19 protein-coding genes are annotated in these 24,469 nt (G+C 62.7%); 4 read left to right on the forward strand and 15 right to left on the reverse strand.

The annotated features are described in order from the left end of the window. From istA to QU481_RS15055, 7 genes are all read right to left on the reverse strand, one after another. The coding region (gene istA, locus QU481_RS15025; RefSeq protein ID WP_289830490.1) for an IS21 family transposase at positions 1 to 876 on the reverse strand (876 nt) is incomplete at its 3' end. Between the two features lie 444 nt (positions 877 to 1,320). Continuing rightward, positions 1,321 to 4,962 carry an EAL domain-containing protein gene (locus tag QU481_RS15030; RefSeq protein ID WP_289830866.1) on the reverse strand — a complete coding sequence of 1,214 codons (3,642 nt, stop codon included), beginning with the start codon at positions 4,960 to 4,962 and terminating at the stop codon, positions 1,321 to 1,323. 1,020 nt (positions 4,963 to 5,982) lie between these two features. After that, positions 5,983 to 6,720, reverse strand: coding sequence for an oxygen-insensitive NADPH nitroreductase (nfsA, locus tag QU481_RS15035; protein WP_289830867.1), 738 nt, complete (start codon positions 6,718 to 6,720; stop codon positions 5,983 to 5,985). 266 nt (positions 6,721 to 6,986) lie between these two features. After that, complete coding sequence (locus QU481_RS15040) at positions 6,987 to 8,036, reverse strand: DUF2955 domain-containing protein (RefSeq protein WP_289830868.1); 1,050 nt, start codon at positions 8,034 to 8,036, stop codon at positions 6,987 to 6,989. A gap of 9 nt (positions 8,037 to 8,045) precedes the next feature. After that, the gene (locus tag QU481_RS15045; RefSeq protein WP_289830869.1) at positions 8,046 to 9,245 is read right to left on the reverse strand and encodes an HlyD family secretion protein; all 1,200 of its coding nucleotides are present in this window, start codon (positions 9,243 to 9,245) and stop codon (positions 8,046 to 8,048) included. Continuing rightward, complete coding sequence (locus QU481_RS15050) at positions 9,167 to 10,726, reverse strand: efflux transporter outer membrane subunit (RefSeq protein WP_289830870.1); 1,560 nt, start codon at positions 10,724 to 10,726, stop codon at positions 9,167 to 9,169. Before QU481_RS15050 ends, QU481_RS15045 begins: the two co-directional genes overlap by 79 nt. Before the next feature lie 25 nt (positions 10,727 to 10,751). After that, positions 10,752 to 11,879, reverse strand: coding sequence for an AI-2E family transporter (locus tag QU481_RS15055; RefSeq protein ID WP_289830871.1), 1,128 nt, complete (start codon positions 11,877 to 11,879; stop codon positions 10,752 to 10,754). A 209-nt stretch (positions 11,880 to 12,088) separates the two neighbouring features. Here QU481_RS15055 and QU481_RS15060 point away from each other — a divergent pair, with 209 nt between their 5' ends. Next, complete coding sequence (locus tag QU481_RS15060; protein ID WP_289830874.1) at positions 12,089 to 12,298, forward strand: hypothetical protein; 210 nt, start codon at positions 12,089 to 12,091, stop codon at positions 12,296 to 12,298. Positions 12,299 to 12,490: 192 nt separating this feature from the next. Here the strand turns inward: QU481_RS15060 and QU481_RS15065 are convergent, their stop codons facing one another. Further along, positions 12,491 to 13,210, reverse strand: a complete 720-nt coding sequence (locus QU481_RS15065; RefSeq protein ID WP_289830875.1) for a pirin family protein — start codon at positions 13,208 to 13,210, stop codon at positions 12,491 to 12,493. 135 nt (positions 13,211 to 13,345) lie between these two features. On the opposite strand from QU481_RS15065, the gene QU481_RS15070 reads away from it, so the two are divergent. After that, on the forward strand, positions 13,346 to 14,242 hold the full coding sequence (locus tag QU481_RS15070) for a LysR family transcriptional regulator (protein ID WP_289830876.1): 897 nt from the start codon (positions 13,346 to 13,348) through the stop codon (positions 14,240 to 14,242). 43 nt (positions 14,243 to 14,285) lie between these two features. Here QU481_RS15070 and QU481_RS15075 read toward each other — a convergent pair whose 3' ends face one another. Then, the gene (locus QU481_RS15075) at positions 14,286 to 16,241 is read right to left on the reverse strand and encodes an oxidoreductase (protein ID WP_289830878.1); all 1,956 of its coding nucleotides are present in this window, start codon (positions 16,239 to 16,241) and stop codon (positions 14,286 to 14,288) included. A gap of 241 nt (positions 16,242 to 16,482) precedes the next feature. On the opposite strand from QU481_RS15075, the gene QU481_RS15080 reads away from it, so the two are divergent. Together QU481_RS15080 and QU481_RS15085 are read left to right on the forward strand one after the other, a co-directional pair. Next, complete coding sequence (locus QU481_RS15080) at positions 16,483 to 17,112, forward strand: cupin domain-containing protein (RefSeq protein WP_289830880.1); 630 nt, start codon at positions 16,483 to 16,485, stop codon at positions 17,110 to 17,112. A 275-nt stretch (positions 17,113 to 17,387) separates the two neighbouring features. Then, on the forward strand, positions 17,388 to 18,434 hold the full coding sequence (locus tag QU481_RS15085) for an ABC transporter substrate-binding protein (protein WP_289830881.1): 1,047 nt from the start codon (positions 17,388 to 17,390) through the stop codon (positions 18,432 to 18,434). A 57-nt stretch (positions 18,435 to 18,491) separates the two neighbouring features. Here QU481_RS15085 and QU481_RS15090 read toward each other — a convergent pair whose 3' ends face one another. From QU481_RS15090 to QU481_RS15115, 6 genes are all read right to left on the reverse strand, one after another. Next, positions 18,492 to 19,184 carry an amidinotransferase gene (locus QU481_RS15090; RefSeq protein WP_289830882.1) on the reverse strand — a complete coding sequence of 231 codons (693 nt, stop codon included), beginning with the start codon at positions 19,182 to 19,184 and terminating at the stop codon, positions 18,492 to 18,494. A gap of 59 nt (positions 19,185 to 19,243) precedes the next feature. After that, positions 19,244 to 20,857 (reverse strand): 5-guanidino-2-oxopentanoate decarboxylase, encoded by a 1,614-nt coding sequence (locus QU481_RS15095; RefSeq protein ID WP_289830884.1) that lies wholly within the window; start codon positions 20,855 to 20,857, stop codon positions 19,244 to 19,246. Between the two features lie 64 nt (positions 20,858 to 20,921). Beyond that, a complete protein-coding gene (locus QU481_RS15100) occupies positions 20,922 to 22,118 on the reverse strand; it encodes a pyridoxal phosphate-dependent aminotransferase (RefSeq protein WP_289830886.1) in 1,197 nt (398 codons plus the stop codon). Beyond that, positions 22,115 to 22,810 (reverse strand): ABC transporter permease, encoded by a 696-nt coding sequence (locus tag QU481_RS15105; RefSeq protein ID WP_289830887.1) that lies wholly within the window; start codon positions 22,808 to 22,810, stop codon positions 22,115 to 22,117. Before QU481_RS15105 ends, QU481_RS15100 begins: the two co-directional genes overlap by 4 nt. A gap of 12 nt (positions 22,811 to 22,822) precedes the next feature. Continuing rightward, positions 22,823 to 23,533, reverse strand: a complete 711-nt coding sequence (locus tag QU481_RS15110) for an ABC transporter permease (RefSeq protein WP_289830889.1) — start codon at positions 23,531 to 23,533, stop codon at positions 22,823 to 22,825. Positions 23,534 to 23,650: 117 nt separating this feature from the next. Further along, complete coding sequence (locus QU481_RS15115) at positions 23,651 to 24,427, reverse strand: transporter substrate-binding domain-containing protein (RefSeq protein ID WP_289830891.1); 777 nt, start codon at positions 24,425 to 24,427, stop codon at positions 23,651 to 23,653. Positions 24,428 to 24,469 lie beyond the last annotated feature (42 nt).

Here is a 24,469-nt window from a genome sequence, read left to right on the forward strand (position 1 = left end):
CTCCAGGCACTGACGCAGAACCAGGTTGAGTTCTTGCAGGCTGAAGAAGCGCTGGTGACGCAACCGGGCCAGCACCCAGCGCTCGACCACCTGGACGCCGACCTCGACCTTGGCCTTGTCGCGCGGCTTGTACGGCCGCGCCGGCAGCACCGCGCAGCCGTAATGTTGTGCCAGGTCCTGGTAGGTCGGGTTCAGGTCCGGCTCGTAGCGGGACGGATGGCGCACGCCGCTCTTCAGGTTGTCGGGGACCACCAGCGCGGTGACGCCACCGAGATAGTCGAAGGCGCGCACATGGCTGCCGATCCAGTCTTCCAGCTGCTGCGTGAAGGTCGCTTCGAGGTAGGTGTAGTTGGAGGCGCCGAGCACCGCGACGAAGATCTGCGCGGCGTGAATTTCGCCGGTATGCGGGTCGATGACGTCGACCGTCTGCCCGGCGTAGTCGACGAACAGTTTCTCACCGGGTGTGTGGTGCTGGCGCAGCGTCACTGCCAGCGTCTTGCGCCAACGGCGGTAATGGTCGCAGAACGCGCTGTACTGGAGTCCGTCCGGTGTTTCGGCCTTGTACTCCTGCCACAGCAGCTCCAGCGTCACGCCTTTGCGGCGCAGTTCCTGGTGCAGCGTCGGCCAGTCGGGTTCGGTGCGGCGGACTTTCGACGGCGCCGTCGGGGGAAATAGCAGGCCATTGACGGTGGCTTCGTCCAGGCCGGCGGGTAGCGGGAAGCTCAGCCCGGCGAGCTTGGCGCGGGCGAGGTAGTCGCTGACCGTGGTGGGGGATGCGCCGATCATTCGGGCGATCGCGCGCCGCGAGTACAGACCTGCGTGATGCAGGCGAAGGATTTCGACGATTTTGCGCATGGATAACCTGTGGTTAGACATCGGGCACCCAGGAAAAAAGCTCGAGGGTGCCACGGGTTACCCCGCGCGCTACAGCTTGTTACGGCAATGTTGCAAGCCGTCCAGGTTGGCCTGGAACGGGTGTCCAGTTTGCGCTGGAACGACTGTCCAGGTTCAGCTGGAACAGGTGATCAGGTTGCCCCGGAATACGCACATTTGCTCGCAGAGACGGCTTTGCAGACGCTGAATATTGGGCGGCACTGCCTTCATGACCGCCATTTTCCTCAGCTCGGCCTCTGGCGGGGAAACAGTCGGGTCGTTCGCTACGGCAGTTGGTAGGAACTGACGTGCCGTACGGTTGGCGGTCGGGTAGTACACCTTGCTCGTTATCGCGGCGCTAACCTTCGGCTCCAGGATGTGACAACGCAACTGAAATAACGGACAAACCTGATTCAGCTGGCCATGGGGTTTTCATGGCCAATAGGGTTACCCTGCTACGACTTGCTCGTCATGGACCTTCGTCGATGTGGCCAACAGTCTGCCAAATTGCTCGGCGGGCAGCGGTTTGCTGAACAGGTAACCCTGCATCTCGTCACAACCGAGTGTGCGTAGCTGTTGCTGCTGTTCTACGGTTTCCACGCCTTCGGCCACCACGTTCATCCCCAGCGCATGTCCCAGCTCGATGACCATCTTGGCGATGGCGACATCGTGGAGTTCCGAACTCAGACCGTGCACGAAGGACTGGTCGATTTTCAGGGTGTCGACCGGGAGGCGCTTCAGGTAGTTGAGGCTGGAATAGCCGGTACCAAAGTCGTCCAGCGCGATGCGCACCCCCATGTCGCGCAGTTCCAGCAGAATACGCTTGGCTTTCTCCGGGTCGATCATCAGCGCGCTTTCGGTGATTTCCAACTCGATTACCCCAGGGTGCAGGCCATGCCTGCTGATTTCCTGTTGCACCAGTTCGGCGAGGCCACTTTGTTGGAATTGCCGCGCCGACAGGTTGATGGCGACCGGTACCTCCGGCAGCCCTTGCGCCTGCCAGTGCTTGAGCTGCGCGCAGGCTGCACGGATCGCCCAGGCGCCCATGGGCAGGATCAGGCCGGTTTCCTCGGCCAGCGGAATGAACTGCCCCGGCGACACCATGCCATGACCGGGACGCTGCCAGCGAATCAGTGCCTCTGCGCCGACAATACGGCCATCGGCGAGGCTGACCTTGGGCTGGTAATACAGCTCCAACTCGTTCATCTGCAGCGCTCGGCGCAGGCTGCTTTCCAGCTGCAGACGCTCCAGCATGCGCTCGTTCATTTCCGGGGCGTAGAACTGGAATTCGTCGCGGCCTAGTTCCTTGGCCCGGTACATCGCCACGTCGGCGTTCCTGATGAGCTCATGCACCGAATCGCCATCGCGCGGATAGAGGGAAATGCCGGCACTGGCGGTCACCACAATGTGGTGACCGGCGGCGAGCAAGGGCTGCTGGATGTGTTGCATCAGTGTTCTTGCCAGTTCGGCGACCTCGCCGGCCGACGCGACATCGCTCATCACCACCATGAACTCGTCGCCGCCCAGGCGCGCTACGGTATCCCCCTCGCGCACCTGTTGCTGCAGGCGTTGTGCGACCTCCTGCAGTAGCAAATCACCGGTATTGTGCGTCAGGGTGTCGTTGATGGTTTTGAAACGATCCAGGTCCAGCAGCATCAGGGCGACCGATTGGTGCTCGCGCCGTGCCAAGGCGATTGCCTGGGCGATGCGGTCATGCAGCAGGTGGCGGTTGGCGAGGCCGGTCAGCTTGTCGTGGGTGGCGGCGTATTCCAGGTCGGCCTCGAATTGCTTGCGCTCGGTGATGTCGCGACAGGCTGCGTAGACGTTACCGTCCGGCAGCGCCACGGCATGGACTTCCACCGGGATCGTCTTTCCCCCATGGCTCTTGAGGTCCATTTCCCCCCGTGCTTGGCGGCTGCTGGTCAACTCGTCCAGCATCCCGAGCACCTTTGAGGCCTCTGCCGCCGGCGTGATCTCGGCAAGCGTCATGCCCAGCAGCTCGTCCAGGGGGTAACCCAGCAGGCTGAGCGACTGATGGTTGGCGTAGATGAAACGGCCTTCGCGCGTGGCGATCACCACGGCATCGGCGGCGTTGTCCAGCACAGTGCGATAACGTTCCTCACTGACTTGTTGCAAGGCCACGGCCTGCTTGCGTGCTTCCTCGTTGCGCAAGGCGGCGATGCCATAGGCCAGATCGTTGGCGAGCTGTTCCAGCAGTGCCACTTCGTCGTGCTGGAAGGCGTCCGGCTCCCGGGCGTAGATGGTCAGCACGCCCTGCATGTTCTCCCCCGCCAGTAGCGGCAAGGAGATACTGGCCTGATAGCCGCGATTGAGGGCCGCTTCGCTCCAAGGCGACATCAGGGGGTTGGTCAGGCAGTTCTGGTTAACCTGGGTGGTCTGTAAGCGGTAAGCCATACCCGTCGGCCCCTGCCCCTCTGCGTTATCCCCCCACGAGATATGAATACTGTCGAGGTAGCCCTGCTCCGAGTCGGACTTTGCCACTGGCAAGATGGATTTGGCTTCGTCGGAATGTGCAAAGCCGATCCAGGCCATCAAGTAGCCGCCCGTTTCCACGATCTGGTTGCAGATCGATGACAACAGCGTGGCTTCATCGGCCGAATGCACCAGCTCGCTGTTGCATTCGCTGACCAGCTTGAGCGCGCGGTTAACCCGCTCCAGTGCCAATTCGGTCTGCTTGCGGCTGGTAATGTCCTGCACCAGCCCTTGCAGCTTGAACACTTTCCCCTGTGGGTCGCGTTGCGCACTGCCGGTAATGAACACCCAACGCTGCGTGCCGTCGCTGTGCACTAGCTGCGCATCGCACTGATAAGGCTCGCCGGTGGTGAGGCACTGCACGACTTCTTTCGTCAGCTGCGCCCAGCTTTCCGCTGTGAAATAGGCCTGCACTTCTGGATACACGGCCGGTGGCAGGGCGGGATCACGTCCGTAGAGGCGATAGATTTCGGCAGACCACACATGAGTATCGGCGGTGATATCCCATTCCCAGCGTCCGATACCCGCAAAACGCTCCACTTCGTGCAAGGTCAGCTCCGCCTCTCGCTGCATGTCCTGCAGACGATTGAACTGGGCGGCGAGCTGTACGAATTCGGCTGGGCCATTGGCAGGCACATCATGATCGGACTGGCGCTGGGATGCCGCATCGATGGCTTGGGAAAGGGAGCGCAACGAGGCCCGCATCTGGCCAGTGAAGCGGCGCATCAGTAGGCCGCTGGCCAGACTGATCGACAGCAGCACCAGCGCGGGGAAGAACAGTCTCTTGTACAGAGTAACAAGCAGTACCGATTCCGGTGCACCAATGGCCACCGAATAACCAGTTTGCGGTGAACGGTGGTAGGCCCCAACCACGGCCACTTTATCAAGGTTCTGGCCTTTCATCAGGCCTTCGATTGGTCCATTTAGTTTTTCCAGTAGGACCGGAATGACTTTCTGGCCAACAAATTTCTGCGGTGAGTGGATACGGACTGCAATGGTTCCCTGGCGGTCATAGATCACCAGTCCCCAGCCTGGCGGCAACGACTGTGCCTTGGCGAGCTGTGCCAGTGTGCCAGCACTCACCCCCATTATCAGTTTGTAGCGCTCCTTACCTGCACGAATCACCGGCGCGGCGATGGCCAATAAAGGCTGTTTTGAGACGGCGCCGGCAAACAGGTTGGACACATAAGGCTTACCCTGCGCAAACATCAAGGCGGTGTCGGCAAGATTGCTGGTCTTAGGCAATGGGCTGCCATAGGGCAGCTTGGTATTCATCAACTGTTGGCCGGAGGCATCCACCAGTGCGATAGCGTCGCCATAACCGCTTGCCGCCATGAATTGCAGCGCATGTTGGCGGAAGGTCTGGATGTCCATGCGGTCGAGTTCGTGCGATGTGGCAGCCAACCCTTGCAGCGCATGCTGGGCGCCAAGCAACTCGGCGTCTACCTGAGCAGAAACGGTACGTGCCAGTTGCTGGGTAGTCCGTTCGAGCTGACCGCTCTCGGACTGATAGATGGTGGCAAAGAACAGCACCAGGCCGATCAGGCACGGCATGAGAACGGCCATGAATATCCAGCGCAGTCCGACTACCTTCATTCAGTCATCCAGGTAAGGTTTTCTTATGTATCTGTACCGTTGAGGCAATCCAGACCACCGTACGCAAGTAGTGCCGAACACTGCATGAATACCGCTGACCTAATGCAATGCAGTAAGCGCTTGAAAAATCTCTATGCAGCTTAAAATAAATCCCGCCCAAGCCACAATCCGTTTATTGAGTCGGCTGATTGTTGTTTTTATAATCGCTTGATTTTATTGGTAAATAAAATCAAGCGCAAAATTTTTACCTGCAAACAAACGAATGCTTGCTGAGCGGCAAGTCCTTGGTCGACTTATTGACAAAATTGGATTTTTTTCAAGCGCAGCAAATATTTCCAATTTTCGCGTTGAGACCCATGTGCATGCAATGGCGGATCGAGGACCTGAAAAGCTTGTCCGCAAGTAAGTGGACCTGACGTATCGACCACTGCGACAAGTTGGAGATTGAATACAGAAAGAAGGTGCGAAGTGAAAAGCACCATCTTGGCAGCTGCGTGTTCTCTTCTATGGCCGCTTTCGCCCTGCGGTAGTCAGGCACCCAAGTAACGCCGGCAGCACGCAATGTGCCGGAATTCGACAAGCAGATGGCGCAGGTGCAAGAGGATATCTGGAAGATGACTGACTTAAGAGCCGTTAACAAAACTCAGCGCGGGGGCTTGGCGAGGAGCACTGCCGGATTACGGAAAGATGCCAAAACAATGGCAAAAGAGTTTTGTTAGCCGCGCTAAATCCACACACCTGAACGGTTACAAGTCAGCCAACGCCGATGGACCGAAGAAAGACATTCTTCACCCAAGCCTAAATACAAGCAATTGATTGTAAATAGGATATATGCGCAGCGAAACGTCCTGGGCAAGCTGGTCAACGAATCATGAGTGCCAATGTAACTGACAATAATTGCCAAAGCCCCCCTCTAATGCAGGGGGCTTTGGCACTAAGAGCCGCTAACACCCCCTCTTGGCGTTGTTATGCGGCCTTGTCGTACTAGCTGTACTGTCTGCGGCCCCCATCAGGGGATGGCTATTTCATCGAAAAACCTCGCTGGGCCAGGAAGCCGCGCATGTGTGGGCGAGACTCTTTACCCACTAGCGCTTTCATTTCCACGCTCCAGCAACTGTCCTTGGTTCCGCCAGTGCGGCTTCGGTAGTAAGCGCGCATCTGCTCGTCGTAAGCCGTGATCCCCTCCAGGTCGTCCTGGCTCTGGTAGCGTTCTTCCTTCAGCACTACCGACAACGGCAGACGCGGTTTGATCTCTGGGTCCTGGGCCGGGTAGCCAAGGCACAGTCCAAAGATCGGGTACACGTGCTTAGGCAAACCGAGCAGCTCTGAAATTTCTTGCGGGTGATTGCGGATGCCACCGATGTAGCAGATACCCAGTCCCAACGATTCGGCAGCAATCACACTGTTTTGTGCGGCCAATGCCGCATCCACCGTCGCGATGATGAAGTGCTCTGTCATGCCTTCGCTGAACTGCCCACCCTGAATTTCACATGCCAACTGCGGGCGATGCAGATCCGCGCAATACACCAGAAAAGCCCCGGCGCTGGCCACGTAGGCCTGCCCACCGGCGAGCGTGGCGATTTTTTCGCGTTGCTCTGGATCGCGCACCCGGATCACGGTCGTGGCCTGGATGTTGCTGGAAGTCGCCGCGGCTTGGCCGCAAGCTACGATTTCGTTGATCAACTCATCGCTGATCGGTTGGTCGGTGAACTTGCGGATGGAGCGGTGGGATTTGAGAAGCTGGATAACGGGATTCATGTTGAGGTTGTCTGTTTCGAGCCAGGAGGAAGGAGGATGGCACAAGGACTAAGTTGTGCCCTGCTCGCGATGTGCTGTCAACTTATCGAGGGGCTGCGCCTGGGTCTGCCCGTTCAAGCGGCCGATGGGCCGGGTCGGCGGGATGTAGGCCGACATGTCCGGTTCGGTCGAAAATAAATGGCAATGCTCTAAAATCGTTGTCGAGTACGGTTTGCCAATTACTCACAGTAGCATCATTGGCAGGCCGCCGAGAAAATTCGGCAGTGTCATTGCTCTCCCCCCATCAGATCGAATTTACACTCCAGGTCACGGCCTCTCCAGCGTTCGAGCACCCATACTGCGGCCCAAGCATAGAGGGCTACGCCGATGAAGAGGCTGGTGCGCATCAATGCCCCTTGCAGCACGCTTTTGCCGTTTGCACTGTCTTCAATGGCCGGGCCGAGTAAAATCAACGTCGTGAACAGAGCGTTGCTCCAGAACGATGGCCGATAGGCGGTGTGCCGCGTGCCGAACAGCCCCGAACCCGACCAAAGCGCCACCGCCATCAGCCATAGCGCCAGCATCCATAAGCTCGGCCAGAGCGAAAGCCCGGCCCAAGCAAGGGCTGCCATTCCGGCGCCAGCCAATGTCGAGCCAACGAGTTCGCGTCCAGCCGAGCGGGCATCGGTATCACCCGCCTGCTGGCCAAGTGCGACGGTCTTCATGATTGCAGCGAGATAGAACGATGGATTGGTGAGCGCCAACACGAATACCGGCATGACAATGAGTGTTGCGCGCAGGGCTATCCAGCGCGCAACTGCGGGCGGCGGACCGCTTACTTTCGCCTTGCCAGCAGCCCCCGATGGATCTGGAAACAGGATGTTAGAGATGGCGCTAACCAGTGTTCCGACTCCAACGCCAATGGCCAGCGTACCGGCCAGCGCCAGTACCAATGACTGCTCGGCGACCCCCGCGACCGGAATCAGGGCAAAGGACAATACGAGTACCATGGTCAGCGGATTGCCGCTCGTCAACCCGGTGAAAAACAGCGTGAACAGGATTGCAGCAGTTAGCAAGATGCCCGCGAGTGCGTAGTTTTCGAGCAGTGGCACCATCAGCCCGCCTATCAATACCAATACGCCGAATATGCCTGCGATGAACAGCCCTTTGGCAAGCGGTAGTGGTGGCCCCGGCTTGCACAGCATCAGCACAGCCATGACGCAGACGACGAATGGAATCGGTAGAGCCAGGCCGTAGGCGACGAATACCGCAAGCCCGACGCCGAGCGAGAGCCGAAGTGCTGCCCGATCTCGAGGGTGGATGGCTATGCGCTCCATGATCGCATCTCAGTAAAGGTATGACAGCCAGCTCATGATGCGGATGTAGAGGGCCCCCAGGAAATTCATCACGGCATTGTCGCCGGTATAGATCAGCACCTCGGCCTGACCACCGACACGCAGGCCCTTCAGGTGCGAGCGCTCGCTGGCGTCAATCTCGACAGCCACTGGTATACGCTGCGCACGGCGCAGCCAGTCGCGGTTGTTTTGCACCGTGGGCAGCATGCCGGGGGGTGACTCCTGGCCGCTACTAACGCCACCGCCGATGCTGCGCACCCGACCTTTCAGCACCTTGCCGGGCATGACATCCAGCACGATTGCGGCTTCGTTGCCCACATCGACGTTGCCCAAGTTGTTCTCGGTCATGTCGGCGCTGACCCAAAGGTCGTGCATGGAGATCAGTGTCATCACCGGTGCGCCAGGCTGGGCAAAGTGGCCAACATCTGTTTGTAGGTCGGTAACTCGGCCGCGCGCGGGGGCGAGCACACGCGTGCGCGCCAAATCCAGCTCGGCTTTTTCGACCGCCGCGCGAGCGCTCTGCAACTGGGCGTTGGCATCGCCCGCCTCGCCGGCCGATTCAATCGCCTTGCGAAGATCGGCCTCGGCACGACGAACTTTGCTACGCGCCTCTTCACGTGTGGTCTGGGCGATTTCCAGCCTACGCACGGAGATCGCGCCTGGATCCTCTTTGTACAGACTCTCCTGCCGGCTGGCATCGGTAGCCGCCATCTTGGCATCGGCTTTCGCCACGGCCAGCGACGCGCGTGCCACATCGATGTTTGCGTTGGAGGCATTGACGGACTGGCGTACCGAGGCAAAATCGGCTCGCGCTTTCTGCAGGGCGATCTTGTACTGCAGCGGATCGATTTCGAACAGTGGCTGCCTTGGTTGCACTTCGTCGTTGTCGCGCACATACACCCGCTTCACCTTGCCCGCTACTTCGGCTGCCACGGGCACGACGAAGGCCTGCACCCGCGCCTGCGAAGTGTACGGCGTGATACGGTCGCCAATGAAATAGAGCAACAGGCTACCCAAAATCAGTACAGCGATGACGATGGCGCTTCTGCGGGTGCCTTTTCCGACGTTAGCGTCCGCTGCGGGTGGGGAGTTGTTCTCGGAGTTGGGCTGACTCATGGCGTTTTCGTATTGTTTATTGGGGATTTGTCGGCGTTGATTGGCGGTAAAGGCGCTTCGAGCAGGCCCTTCCACTGGCTACGGTCGTTCATGACCTTGCGCGTGGCCTCATCCACTACCGGTTGCCCACGCGCCACCTGCCATCCACCGCCCATAGCCTTGTAGAGCGAGATCAGACTCTGTGCCACTTCGCCTTGGGTGGTGACGAAGTTGTCCTGCTGACTGAACAAGGTGCGCTGTGAATCGAGCACACGCTCGAAATCAATCAGCCCCTCACGGTACTGAATGGTCGCGATATCGAGTGAACGCCGCGCCGCCTTGACCGCGTCGCGCAGCACGTCGATCTGCGCGCGGCTCGTGGCGAAGATGATTGCGGCATCATCAACTTCCCTCGCTGCATTGAGCACGGTTCCCTGATAAAGCTCATAGAGCTGCTGGAACCGCGCGTCCTCGACTAGCACCTGGTTCGTCAAACGCCCGTAGTCGAAGACATTCCACACTAGCGCCGACCCGATGGCCCAGTTGAAAGCGTGGGACGCGCCGGGCAGCGAGGTGCCCGACAACCCCACCGCGCCGGCAAGTGAGATCGATGGATAAAGCGCTGCCTCGGATACGCCGATCAACGCCGACTGCGCGGCCAACTGTGCCTCGGCGGCTCTTACATCGGGGCGTCGACGAAGCATCTCGGCCGGTATGTCGACGACGACATCGAGTGTTGCAAGCGGAATGGTTTCCTTGCCCGCCTCCATCTGAGGCAGCGGGCCGGGTGGGCGTGCAAGCAGGACGCTCAGCGCATTCTGCGCCTGTCGCAGACTGCCTTCGAGTTGCGGAATCGTGGCGATGGTGGATAGGTAGAGCGTACGAGCCTGTTGCACGTCGAGTTCGGATTCGTTGCCACTCTTGAACAGATGCTCGGTGATTTCCAGGCTTCGCTTCTGCAGCGCCGCGTTATCGCGAGCGATACGCAACCGCTGCTCGATTATCCGAATCGAGGCGTAGAGATTCGCCGTCTGCGCCGCCACCAGCACCTGCACGTCGTCGTACTGGGCAATGCTCGCGAGGTAGGCCGCATTAGCTGATTCGATGCCGCGCCGGAATTTTCCCCAGAAATCCAGTTCCCAGGCGATATTGAGATCGGCGCCGTAGGATGTGAATACCGAGTTGGGGCCTGACGACGGATTGTGACCAATACGTGTCACTTGCCCGCTGATCTGTTGCACCTGCGGGTATAGCCCGCTGTTCGCGATGCCCAGTTGGGCGCGTGCCTCCATGATATGCAATCCGGCAGTGCGGACGTCCGGATTCTGGCGTTGTGCCTCGGCCACGAGCTGATCGAGTATCGGATCGTTGAAGTTGTGCCACCAGGCATCAGTTTCCGCCCGCGGCCTTTGCGCGCCAGACGTCGCAGACGCCACCGTCTGAAGCGACCCGCCATTCCAGTGCTTGAGCCAAGGCACATCGGGGCTGGCAAAATTGGGCCCGACGAGGGTACAGCCGCTAAGCCATAACGAGGCGACCAGCGCTTTCGCAGTGGCCGCCATACTTCGGCATGACATGACCGACTCAGGCTCAGGCTCAGGCTCAGGTCTCCGCATGATCCTCTGCCGAGGCCGCTTCAGAATGAGGATTGGCGGCCACCCAGCCCATGAAGATGCGGTAGCCGAGCACCAGCAGCACCGCACCGATGAACATGCCGAGGATGCCGGCAGTCGCCATGCCACCGAGGGCACCGAGCAGGATCACCGGCATCGGTGCCTCGACGCCGCGGCCCAGCATCAGTGGTTTGAGCACATTGTCGGCCATGCCGGCGACGAGCAGCAGAACCGTGTATCCGATTGCCTCGACATTGCTGTAATCGCCGTGGCTCGACCAAATGTAGATAATCGCCGGCAGTGTGACGATCAGCGCCGGTACTTGGGCGATGCCGAGTACCAGTACGATCACCGTGAGGACGCCGGGCCAAGGTACGCTCGCGATGATCAGGCAAAGACCGACGATGATCGCCTGGATGAACGCAATGCCAATGACGCCCTGCGCTACGGCGCGAATGGTGGAAGTGGAAAGCTTCGCGAATTCGTCGCCTCGTTCGGCGCCAACAATGCGTCGGAAGATGGCGAGACTGCTTTTCGCCCCTGCTTGCCCGAAAGCCATGATGATGCCAGCGATAATGAAGGAGGCAAGCAGTTGCAGGAGCCCACCGCCGATGCCCGCGACGACCCCAAGCAGGACCTTGGTGAGGTCAACGACCTTCGGTTGCATCGACTTCACGAAGGCGGGCAGATCATTGTAGGCGAGCACCCAGGCCGCATAGATTTTTTTGCCGATTATTGGCCACGCGGCAATGCTGGGGTTCGGAACAGGAATCTTTACCGAAAGCGTCTGCACGGCCGTCACCGTTTCTTGCACGGAATCGCCGAGCGAACTCAACAGCAACACTGTTGGACCGAATAGCAGCAGGAGGCTGAGCAGAACTAGCAACGTCGCCGCCCACCCCTGTTTGCCCCCCATCTTGCGCGCCATCTTCTGCTGCAAGGGGTAAAGCGTCACGGCGAGAATCACCGCCCACACCATCAAAGTGAGGAAGGGCGAGAATACTCGATAACAGAGCATCACCAACGCGAGAACGAGACCGGCGCGGATCAGGACATCAAGCAGGCGCGACGCGATGTGTCGTTCGAGTTCTTCGTCCGGCTCGTACTTTCTGGTCATTGCTCGCTCCCCATCCTTGCCATGTTGTGTCGCAGGAGGGCCGGCTGGGATCGAGGCATGGATCAGAGTGCAAGGCCGAAAAAGCAATGAGCGATCCGCCCCCATGCCAAATTATCCTAGTTCAATTCTAGCTTGATGCCACTGATATTGAAGTTAGGGTAGTTCAGGCTAATCTAGCCTTCCGGTTCGCGTGGATAGAGGAGCATCGAATGATGTTCCCAGTGGCGGTGATGGGTAACGGATTGAGCGTGTCGCGTTCGGGTTTCTATGATTGGCGTGGGCGTGAGCCATCAGCACGGGCGCAGGAGAATGAGCGGCTGAAAGTGGCGATTCGGGCGGCACGTGCCAAATGGGCATCCGGTGCCGCAGACGCGCAAATTGAAGGCAACGACCAACTCGGCGCCGCTGTCGGTCATTGAGAATGTGCTGGGCCAGGTGTTTGTGCCGAGCCGCCTCAACGAGGTTTGGACGGGCGGCGTCACGTACATTCCGACAAATGCGGGCTGGCGGCAGCTGGCCACGGGGACTGGCCGCTCCTGCAAGAGCACCCAGTCCCCTTCATGCCAGGCCGCGAATCACACAGTACTTGGCGTGATCGGGGCTCAGTACAGTCAGGCTGCGGCGCCGTCGGGGCCGCGCAGGTCGAACACGAGTACCTCGGCGCCCTGCCCGTCGGCAAACGTCAGCGCCTCCTCGTCGCGTACCCGGGCGCCGTCGCCTTCAGACAAGCGTGTGCCATTCACCGTGACGCTGCCGCGTGCGACGTGGATGTAGGCGTAACGGTTCGGGGCCAGTGCAAACTGCGCCGTTTCGTCGCCGTTGAACAAGCCTGCGTACACCCGTGCATCCTGCTGGATCGTCAGCGAGCCTTGCGCGCCGTCCGGGGACAGGATGAGGCGGAGCTTGCCGCGCTTTTCTGCTTCAGCGAAATGCTGCTGCTGGTAACAGGGCTTCGTACCGCGCGAGGCGGGGCCAATCCAGATTTGCAGGAAGTGGACAAGCTCTGTGTTCGAGTGGTTGTACTCGCTGTGCGCCACGCCGGTGCCTGCGCTCATCAGCTGGATGTCGCCGGGGCGGATGACCGAGCCGGTGCCCATGGTGTCCTTATGCTCCAGTGCACCGTCGAGCACGTAGGAGAAGATTTCCATATCGCGGTGCGGGTGCGTGCCGAAGCCTTGGCCTGGTGCCACGCGGTCCTCGTTGATGACGAGCAGATCGGAGAAGCCGACCTGCTCGGGGTCGTAGTAGCTCGCGAAAGAGAAAGTGTGATACGAGCGGAGCCAGCCATGGTTGGCCAGGCCACGTTGGTTGGCATGTCGGATTTCAAGCATGAGGACTCTCCTTGTTTCTGCACCACAAGCCGCGGATCTGGGCGGCTGGGTGACTGCATGTCGAAACTTTATGCCTGTCGTTCGATACAAACAATGGCTTAAAATCGATTGTTAATATCTATTTTTTCGATACCAATGTCTGATCGATCCCCTACGCTGGACCAGTTGCGGGTCTTTGTCGCCGTTGTGGAGGCAGGCAGTTTTTCACGGGCGGCCGAGGTGCTGGGGCGCGCGCAGTCGGTGGTCAGCTACACGATCGGCAACCTTGAGTCGCTGCTGGGCTGTGCACTGTTCGAGCGGGGGCGGCGGCGCCCGATGCTGACCGAGGCGGGTCGCGCGATGCTGGCAGATGCCCGCCGGATAGACCTGCTGACTCGCGAGATGGCCGCGCGCGCCGCTGGCCTGACTGGCGGGCTCGAAGGCGAGGTATCGCTGGCGGTTGACGTGATGTATCCGTCGGTGAAGCTGGTGTCTGTGTTGCAGGCGTTTGCAGCGCAGTTTCCGACGGTGGCGCTAGACCTGCAGATGGAAGCGCTCGGCGGGGTGCTGAAGCTGGTGCTCGACGGGGAAAGTGGGCTCGGCCTCTCTGGACCACGGGAGAGCTGGCCTGACCCGATCGAGGCCGTCGCTGCCGGCGCGGCTCGCTTGGAGGCGGTGGCTGCGCCAAGCCACCCGCTCGCCCAGTATCAAGGCGCGATTCCGGTGGCGGCGCTGCGAGAGCATACACAGCTGGTGTTGTCGGACCGCAGCCGGATGACCGAGGGGCACAACTTTGGCGTCTACGCCGCGCAGACGTGGCGGCTTGGCGACCTTGACGCCAAGCACCGGCTACTTCTCGCCGGGCTCGGCTGGGGCTCGATGCCCGAGCATATCGTCGAACCGGACATCGCGTCGGGGGCGCTGGTGCGCCTTACGCTGGCCGACCGTGATCAGCTGATCTACCCGTTTGCGCTGATACGCCGGGTCGACTCGCGCACGGGGCCGGCTATGCAGTGGCTGATCGAGCGGTTTGCCGTCCAGCGCGCCGATTGAAGCGTTGGCGGTCACCGCTAACACGAATGACCGCCGGTAGTCGCTACAGCATCCACGCCACCCGCATCCCCTCGAAAATCGCCTCTTCCGCCGTGCGCGGTGCCAGGCAGTCGCCGATGGCGTGGACCTCGGCATCGATGCCATCAAGGTCGGCCAGCAGGCCATCGTCTGGCTCCTGGCCCTGGCACAGCACCAGGGTGTCGATGCCGTCGAACAGCATGGCTTCCTCGCTGGCAGTGTGCTGCATGAACACGGTGTCGTCGTCGTGGCCGTACAGCCGCGCATAGGGGATGACTTCGACGCCGAGCCGGTGCAGCTGGGCGACTAGATCGTCGCGCACGTACATCTGCAATAGCTGGCCGGGGTTGGTGCCATTGACCGCCAGCTTGACGCGGCAGCCGGCGCTGGCGAGGCGAATGGCGATGCCGGGGCCGACCCAGTCGCAGCGCCAGTCGGCAATCAGCACCGAGCGGCCTGTAGGAGCGTCGTCGCGCAGGATCTGCCAAGCATCCAGCACCTGCATAGCGCCGCACGTTTCCATATCCGGGCGACGCGGCCGGGCGCCGGTGGCAACGATGACGGCGTCGGGTGCCAGGCGCTCGACCAGGGCGCGGTCGACCGGGCTGTTGAGGCTGACTTCGACGCCGTAGCGTTGCAGCTCGCTTTGCAGATTGGTGATCAGCCCGCCGAACTCGGCGCGGCCGGGCAAGAGCTGGGCGAGCGCGGCCTGGCCGCCCAGGCGCGGGCCGGATTCGTACAGCCGCACCGAGTGACCGCGCTGCGCGGCGATGGACGCGGCCTTCATGCCGGCCGGGCCGCCGCCGATCACCAGCACCTGGCGACGCTGCGCGGCCGGGGTGGGCGTGCCGTACTGCAGTTCGCGCCCGGACTGCGGGTGCTGGATACAGGAAATGGGCAGGCCGCGGTGGAAGCGGCCGATGCAGGCCTGGTTGCAGGCGATGCAGGCGCGGATGTCGTCCTGACGGCCGGCAGCGGCCTTGGCGGGCATGTCGGGGTCGCAGATCAGCGCGCGGGTCATGCCGCAGACGTCGGCCTGGCCGCTGGCGATGACCTGTTCGGCCTCGTGCGGCTGGTTGATGCGCCCGGCCACCATCACCGGGATGTTCAACCGCGCCTTGAAGCGCGCCGCCACCGGGGCGAGATAGGCGTTGGCCACCGTCATCGGCGGGACAATGTGCACCGAGCCGCCGATGCTGGCGGAGTTGCCGGCGATCACGCTGACGTAGTCGAGCTTGTCTTCCAGCGCGGCGACGGTGGCGAGCGCCTCGTCTTCGGCCAGGCCTTCGGCGTCCAGCTCGCCGGCGGAGATGCGCAGGCCGATGACGAAGTCGGGGCCGGTGGCGGCGCGGATGGCATCGAGCACTTCGGAAAGGAAACGGCGCCGCGCTTCGTCGCTGCCGCCGTAGTCGTCCTGGCGGCGGTTGACGCGCGGGTTGAGAAACTGCGACGGCAAATAGCCGTGGCTCGCCACCACCTCGACGCCGTCGATGCCGGCCTGTTGCATTCGCCGTGCCGCGGCGCCGTAGCCGGTGACGATGTCGGCGATCTGCGCCACGGTGAGCGCGCGCGGCATGACGTGGAAGCGCTCGTTGGGCGACACCGAGGCGGAATACGCCACCGCCAGCAGGCCGTCGGCGGTTTCCATGATTTCGCGGCCCGGGTGGAACAGCTGAGCGAACACCTTGCAGCCTTCGCCATGCAGCGCTTCGGCCAAGCTGCGGTAGCCGGGGATGCAGTCGTCGTCGGTGGCCATCAGCGCATGGGAGGTGTAGCGCGCCGATTCGTGCACGCCGGACACCTGCAGCACCACCAGCCCCACCCCGCCCTGCGCCCGCGCCCGGTGATAGGCGATCAGCGCATCGTTGACCCGGCTTTCGGTCGGTAGCACGGTGTCGTGGCCGGTGGACATGATGCGGTTTTTGAGCGTGACGCTGCCGATGGTAAGCGGGGAAAACAGCCGGGGAAACTGGGTGGTCATGTAACGCTCCTGCTGGGTGGTGTCGGTGGGACGCCGGCTTGGCCAAATGGGCGGTGGGCTGGCGTGCGCCCGCCGGCTGCGACGGGCCTTGTCAGAAATTTAGTAAAATTAAAAAAAATTGCAAAAAATTTTGATTGAATTCGACAGGGGGGAACGCTCAAACTCATGACAGTGGCCCGGCGCGTTTCTGCGGCGTGCCGCGATCGTCATTGCAGCGTGATTGCGAGACCCAACGATGACCATGAGACACAAGCCTTTGCCCCATGCCGAGCCGGAGCACTCCGACGCCGAGCTGCCGCCGGCCTTCGAGGATGATCCGGCCGTGCAGCTGGGCGAGCGCATCCGCCTGCTGCGCAAGCGCCAGGGGCTGACGCTGGCCAATCTGGCCGACAAGAGCGGCCTGTCGATCGGCCACATCAGCCTGATCGAGCGCAACCTGGCGCGGCCGTCGATCAACGCGCTGGTGAGCCTGGCCAAGAGCCTGAACGTGACGGTGCAGTGGTTTTTCAGCGGGCCGGACAGCCATGCGGCCGAGGAGCTGGGCTATGTGGTGCGGCAGAAGAACCGGCTGCGCATCGACTACGACGGCGGCTTTATCGATGAGCTGCTCACTCCCAAGAGCAACCGCCAGCTGGAGATGCTCCATTGCCGCATTCCGCCCGGCGCGTCGAGCGAGGAGCGCTACAGCCATCAGGGCGAGGAAGCCGGGCTGGTGCTGGCCGGCTCGCTGGAGCTGTGGGTGGGAGACAAGCAGTTTCACCTGGAACAGGGCGACAGCTTCGCCTACTCCAGCGAGGAGCCTCACCGCTACCGCAACCCGGGCAGCGTGGAGACGGTCGTGGTGTGGGTGATCACCCCGCCTACCTACTAAGGGACCGCTAACAAACCGCCCTTGGCGTTGTTATGCGACCTTGCCGTACTACTTGTACTGTCTGTCTGCGGCCGCATGCCTAGCCAAAGCCGCTTCGCTAAATTTTGTTAGCGGCTCTAAGGTATTTTTCTTCTATTAAAAAAATTTTTGCTTTATTTAAATCGCCTCCTAAGCTGGTTTGAGAGACAGACGGCGGCCGGTCGATGTCATCGCGACGATGGTGGGCCGACACGCCGCCGGCTCTGTCCGCATACCAATATGGGGAGAGCGAGACAATGGCACCGATTCGACGATACGTGCTGATGGCCTGTGCACTGGCCGGCACTGCGCAGGGGGCAATGGCGCGCGACCTAGTGGTGGTGTCCTACGGCGGGCCCAGCAAGGTGGCGCAGACCAAGGCGTATTACGAGCCCTTCCGCCGCGAGACCGGGGTGAACGTGGTGGGCGCCGAGTGGAACGGCGAAGTCGGCAAGGTGAAGGCGATGGTGGACACCCGCAGCGTGTCCTGGGATGCGGTGGAGGTGGAAGCGTCGCTGCAAGGGCGCGGCTGTGACGAGGGGATGTTCGAGAAGCTCGACTACAGCCAGATCGGCAACAAGGCCGATTTCATCCCCGGCGCGGTACAGCCCTGTGCCATCGGCACCTTCGTGTCGTCGACTGTGCTGGCCTACAACGCCGACAAACTGAAAACTGCGCCGAAGAGTTGGCAGGACTTCTGGGACGTGAAGCGCTTCCCCGGCAAGCGCGCGATGCGCAAGGGCGCTGAATACACGCTGGAGATCGCGCTGATGGCCGACGGTGTACCGCCCGCCGAGGTGTACAAGGTGCTGTCGACCGAAGCAGGCGTGACCCGCGCCTTCCGCAAGCTCGACCAGATCAAGCCGTATATCCAGTGGTGGGAATCCGGCTCGCAGCCGGCGCAGTACCTGCTGGCTGGCGACGTGGTGATGAGCACCTCGTACAACGGCCGCATTACCAACGCCCGCCGCGAGGGTAAGAACTTGCAGATGGTGTGGGACCAGAGCCTGTATGAGCTGGATTACTGGGCCATCCCCAAGGGCTCGCCGCGCAAGGCCGAGGCGATGAAGTTTATTGCGCTGGCCAGCCGCCCGGAACAGCAGAAGCTGTATTCCGAACAGATGCCTTACGGCCCGACCAACCGCAAGGCGTTGGCGCTGCTGCCCGCGTCGGTGCAGGCCGAGTTGCCGACCGCGCCGCAGAACCTGCGCAAGGCGATGCCGCTGGACGTGAATTTCTGGATCGACCATGTCGAAAACCTGGAGCAGCGCTTCAACGCCTGGGTGGCCAAGCCGGCTACCTGACAGGGTCCAAACAAGACAAACCCGCCGGGGTGGCCGGCGGGTTTTTGTTTGGACGAATCAGAAGCACAGCGCCAGGCTGGCTGGCCCAAGGTTGGTCGAACCGGCGCGAGTATCGATGGTGACGACGGGCAAACCCTCTTCTTGCAGCCGCGCCAGCGTACCGGGCGACACGGCCGGCGCGAGCAGGGTCTCGTTGAGCCACAGCGTGCCGCCGGCATCGACCTCGTCCACCACCAGTTGGCCGAAGTCACGAAACGCCGGTTGGCCGGCATCGTGTTCGGCCAACATCAGGCGGTTGCGCCCCAAATAGCTGACCGTATGGCGCAGCCGGCGCCCACCGGTGTCGACCGCGCGCACCCGGTACCCGTAGCCCTCGACCTGACGGGCTAACTCGCGGATGCCAGCCGCGTTGGTGTGCTCGCTCAGCCCGACCAGAAAGGTCTTGCCGGCGGCCAGCACGTCGCCGCCGTCGAGTCGAGTGCCTGCGGGCAGCTGCAAGGTTGGCCGAAAGCGCGCCAACAGCGGTGCGATGCCGTCCTCGCCGCTTCTTGCCGCGGGCGTGGACGGAGTGAGGATGGCCAACTCCGGCAACACCACCGCGCCGTCGGCCGGCGCCGCAAACGGGCCTGCCTGTGCAGGCAATGCGGCGACGAACAGCCCCTGCTCCAGCAGCGTGGCGACGAAATGGCGATAGTGCGAAGGGTCGGCCGAGTCGGCCGGCCGGCGGGTCACGACATGGGTGTAGCGCATGGACGGACTCCACACGGGATGAGGATTGCCGCCGCGCAGGACACGCGGCGGCGGACGGGCTAGTGGCCGCGCAGGGTGCTGCCGTCGTGATCAAGGATCTCGATCAGCGTGGGCTGGCTACGGGTGGCGGCCACGCGGACCAGCTTGGCGATCGAGTTGCCACGCTCGAAGCGCTCGGCGTGCCAGCCGTAGGCACGGGCCAACGTCACGAAGTCCGGCGTGTGCAGGTCCACTCCCACCGGCGGCACGCCGGCGTCGAGCATGGCCGCCTTGATCTCGCCATAGCCGCCGTTGTTGAGCAGCAGCACGATCAGCCGCGCGCCGGTTTCCACCGCGGTGCCGAGTTCGGCCAGGGTGAATTGGATGCCGCCGTCGCCGGCGAGGCACACCACCGGTTGGTCGGCCGCCAGGGCCGCCCCCACCGCCGCCGGCAGGCCGTAACCCAGCGAACCAAAGCCCGTCGAGGCGTTGAACCAGCTGCGCGGCGCATTGGCGACGAAGCCGAGGTCGCCGGCGTAGACCTGGCGGGTCGAGTCGCCGACGAAGCGGGCGTCGGGCAAGGCATCGCGCACCGTGTGCAGAAAGGCCAGATCGTCGCGCATCAGTGCGGACAGGTCGTCGCCGCCGGCCATGCGGGTGGCTAATGCTCGCTCTGCGCCGTGACGCACCCTGCCCGGCTCGGCCAACTGTTCGAGCAGCGCCGCGACAGTGGCGCGGGCATCGCCGAGCAGCGCCAGATCGGCGGCGCGGTTGCGGAACAGCTGTTCGGGGTCGATGTCGATGCGGATCAGCCGGCCCGGCAGCGTGAAGCCGCCGTCGACATAGGCGTCGTAATCGGTCTGGCCGATTTCGGTGCCGATGGCCAGCACCACGTCGCTGTCGGCCACGAGGCGGCGCACCGCGCTGCAGGATGGGCTGAACGACAGGCCGAGCGGATGATCGGCCGGCAAGAGGCCGCGCGCGTTGATGGTCATCACCGTCGGAGCGTCGAGCCGTTCGGCCAACGTAGCGGCCAGGTCGGACGCCGCGAGCGCCCCGCCACCGAGTAGCAACAACGGGCGTTCGGCAGACTGCAGCCACTGGGCCGCCTCGGCGATTGCACTGCTGGCCGCCGGACCTGCGGTGATACGTACCGGCCGGGCCGGGATGGCCGGCAGCTGCTCGGCGCTGGCTGACATCAGGTCGAGCGGGATTTCGATGTGCACCGGGCGTGGCCGCGCGCCGTCGAACACTGCGAAGGCGCGCGCCAGCACCTGCGGCAACTCGCTGGGCCGGGTGACGGTGTGGCTGAAAGCACTGACCTCGCGGGCGAAGCCGTGCTGGTCGGGCAGTTCGTGCAGGTGGCCGTTGCCGGAGCCGAGCTTGCCCAGCGCGTTGACGCCGGAGATCACCAGCATCGGAATGGAGTCGGCGTAGGCCTGGCCCATGGCGGTGGCGATATTGGTCAGCCCCGGCCCGGTGATGACGAAGCAGACGCCCGGCTTGCCGCTGACCCGCGCGTAGCCGTCGGCCATGAAGCCCAGACTCTGCTCGTGGCGGGCAGTGACGTGGCGGATGCGGCTGTCTGCCAGACCGCGGTAGAGCTCGACGGTGTGCACCCCGGGGATGCCGAACACCGTGTCGACGCCGTAGGCGGCCAACAGCTCAGTCAGATACATGCCTACTGTTTTCATGCGTTCCACTCCGTGAATAAGGTTCGGATCGGGCCGCGGTGGCGGCCCGCTGCCAGGCGGCGGATCAGGCCGCCAGCGGCTCGAGGCTGGCAACGTAGCCGGCGATGCGGCGGCAGGCCTCGGCGAGCCGCTCCTCGTCGACCACGAAGCCCAGGCGCAGGAAGCCGCGCGCGCTGTCGCCGAAGGCGGTGGCGTCGAGCACCGACACGCGGGCCTGTTCGAACAGCCCCCAGGCGAACTCGTTGGCGCTCAGCCCGGTGGCGCGCACGTCGATCAGCATGAACATGCCGGCCTCGGGCAGCAGGCAGCGGATGCCGGGAATGCCCTGCAGCAATTGATAGGTGACATCGCGGCGGCGCCGGTAGGTGTCGCGCATCTGGGTGACGATGTCGGCGCGTTCGGCCAGGGCCACCAGCGCGGCCTCCTGAATGAAGCCCGGCAGGCCGTACAGCATGCACAGCGCCAACTTACCCAGGTGCGCGATCAGGTCCTCGGGGCCGACCACCCAGCCCATGCGCCAGCCGGGCATGGCATGCGACTTGGACAGGCTGCCGATGGTGACGGTACGCTCGGCCATGCCGGGCAGCGAGGCAATGCTGATATGCGGGTGCTCGAAGGTCAGGCCGGCGTAGACCTCGTCAGACACCACCCACAGGTTGTGACGCTTGGCGATTTCGGCGATGCCTTCCAGCTCCGCTCGGGTCATCACCACGCCGGTGGGGTTGCCGGGGGTGGCCAGGAAAATGGCGCGGGTGCGCGGGGTGATGGCGTCGGCGACCGCGGCCGGGTCCAGGTGAAAGCCGCGCTCGGCGTCCACCGGCACCGGCACCAGGGTGGCACCGCTGGCGCGGATGCTGGCCTCGTAGGTCAGGTACATCGGCTCGGGTACCAGCACCTCATCGCCTGCCTCGCACAGGCATAGCGCGGTGGCGAACAGGCCGTTCTGCGCTCCACCGACCACGATCACATTGTCCTCGCCGACCGGCTGGCCGCTGTCCTCGCTGTGCATGCGGGCAATAGCCCGACGCAGCTCGGCGCGGCCGGGAACTTCGCTGTAGTGGGTGTCGCCACCGCGTAGCGCCTCGACGGCGCGCTCGGTAATGCAGTCCGGCGTGGCGAAGTCGGGGTCGCCGACGCTGAGCACGATGACGTCCTCGCCGCGATCGAGCGCGTCGAGCGCCGCATTATGGATGTTCCAGGCATCGGTGCGTTTGCCGCCGATGCGGCCTACCAGGCTGGAGAAACGCGGATCTTTTTTCACAGGGCACCTCGGACAGGAATGCGCAGTTCCAGGCGACGGAACACGCGCTCGATAAGCAGGGCCAGCACCAGGTAGGTGATGGCGATGACCAGCAGCGGCTCGTAGGTGCGGAAAGTCTGCGCCCGCACCAGATTGGCTGCGCCGAGCACGTCCATGACGGCCACGGTGGACGCCAGCGCGGTGGACTTGAGCAGGCCCACTGACTCGCCGGCCAGCGACGGCAGCAGGATCTGGATGGCACGCGGCAGCCAGATGCGGCGGATCATCAACAGCCGCGACATGCCGAGCGCGCGGGCGGCTTCCAGCTCGCCCTTGGGCACGCCGCGCAGGCCGCCCTTGATTACCTCGCCGACATAGCCGCCGACGCTGAGCGTCAGCGCCACCACCACGTACCAGAAGCCCTCGCGCAGATACGGCCACAGGAAGCTGTCGCGCACCGCCGGGAAGCCGACGAACAGGCTGCCGACGCCGTAGTACAGCACGTAGATCTGCACCAGCAGCGGCGTGCCGCGGATCAGGTTGGTGAACGACAGGCTGAGCCAGGCTATCACCGGTTGCTTGGAGAGCCGGCCGAAGCCGACCAGCAGCGCCAGCAAAAAGCCGAAGAAACCGGACAGCAACAATAGCTCGATGGTGATAAGCAGGCCCTGCAGCAGCACGTGTCCGTAGGTGGAAGCCCATTCGAAGTGCATGATTGTCTCCCCTTAGTTGGCCGGCATCCAGCGGCTGAAATTGCGTTCGAAGCGGCCGAACACCGCGTTGGACAGCAGCGTTACCGCCAGGTAAATGGCCGCCACCGACAGGTAGAACAGCAGGTATTCGCGGGTGGAGCCGGCCGCCTGCTTGGTGGTGAACAAGAGCTCGTTGTAACCGACCACGCTGATCAGCGCGCTGTCCTTGATTAGCACCAGCCACAGGTTGGACAGGCCGGCCAGCGCGTAGGGCATCATCTCGGGCAGGATGATGCGGCGGACGATGAAGCCGCGCCGGCAGCCAAAGGCCTTGGCCGCCTCGATGTGGCCGTGCGGGATGGCCTGCACCGCGCCGCGGATGATCTCGGCCGCGTAGGCGCCCTGCACGATGCCGAGCACCACCACTGCCGCCATGAAGCCGTTCACCTCCACCGGACCATGGCCGAACAGCCCTGCGATGGCGTTGATCAAGTCACTGCCGGCGTAGTACAGCAGCAGAATCAAGAGCAGCTCCGGTACCGCGCGGCACACCGTGGTGTAACCATTGGCGAGCGCGCGCAGCGGCCCGTTGCCGGTCATCTTGATCAGCGCCACCGTCAGGCCGATGACGAGGCCGATGGCGAACGCGCCGAACGATATCTGCATGGTCACCAGCGCGCCCTTCATCAGCGCCCCGCCCCAGTCCCCGATGACGGTTTGCACCGCCTGTTGAATCCAGTCCATCGCAGTCTCCAACTAACCGTCTTTTATCAAGCCGCCGACGAGGCCGTGCTGGCGTCGCTGGGGGCTCTCGGCTGCGTTGCCCTGCTCAACTGACAGGGCAACGCAGTCTGGCGGCGCTTACTTGGCCGAAATGTCGATCTTGAAATACTTCTTCTGGATGGCGTTGAAGGTGCCGGAGGTCTGGATGTTGTGGATCGCGTCGTCGAATTGCTTCTTCAGCGCGACGTCGCTCTTGCGCAGACCCGCGCCGATGCCCGGCCCGAAGATCGGGTCCTTCGGTGCGAAGCCCTTCGACTCCAAGTTGGCGCCGTCCTTGCTCTTGAGGAAGTCGATAGCGGCGACCGTATCCTCCAGCATCACGTCGACGCGGCCGGCGGCAACGTCGGCATTCAGCTCGTCCTGGGTGTTGTAGTACTTGATGGTCGAGGTCTTCTCGTAATACTTCTTCGCAAAGTCAGCATGGGTGGTGGACGCCTGCACGCCGATGATCTTGCCCTTCAGCCCGGCCGGCGTGGTGTTGAGCTTCACGCCCTTGGGGCCGACGAATTCGGCCGGGGTGTAGTAGTACGGCACGCTGAAGGCGATGACCTTTTCGCGCTCCGGCGTGATCGACATCGAGTTGAAGATCACGTCGATCTTCTTGCTGTTGAGGGCCGGGATGATGCCGTCCCAGGACATCTCGGTGATCTGGCACTGCGCCTTGATTTCCTTGCAAATCGAGTTGATCAGGTCGATCTCGAAGCCCGACCACTGCCCCGAGCTTTGCTTGATCGAGAACGGTGGGTAAGGCTCGGCGGCGACGCCGATCTTCAGCGTGGTGGCCGACGCATTCGCCGCCAGCAGGGTGGCCGTAGCCGCACAGGAAAGAACCAGCTTCTTGATCGTGGTTTTCATTTCGATGTCTCCTGGGTAGTAAGGGTGTGTGCTCGACTACGA

The sequence above is a fragment of the Crenobacter oryzisoli genome (genome assembly GCF_030385785.1).
In the GTDB taxonomy this organism is placed as follows: domain Bacteria; phylum Pseudomonadota; class Gammaproteobacteria; order Burkholderiales; family Chromobacteriaceae; genus Crenobacter_A; species Crenobacter_A oryzisoli.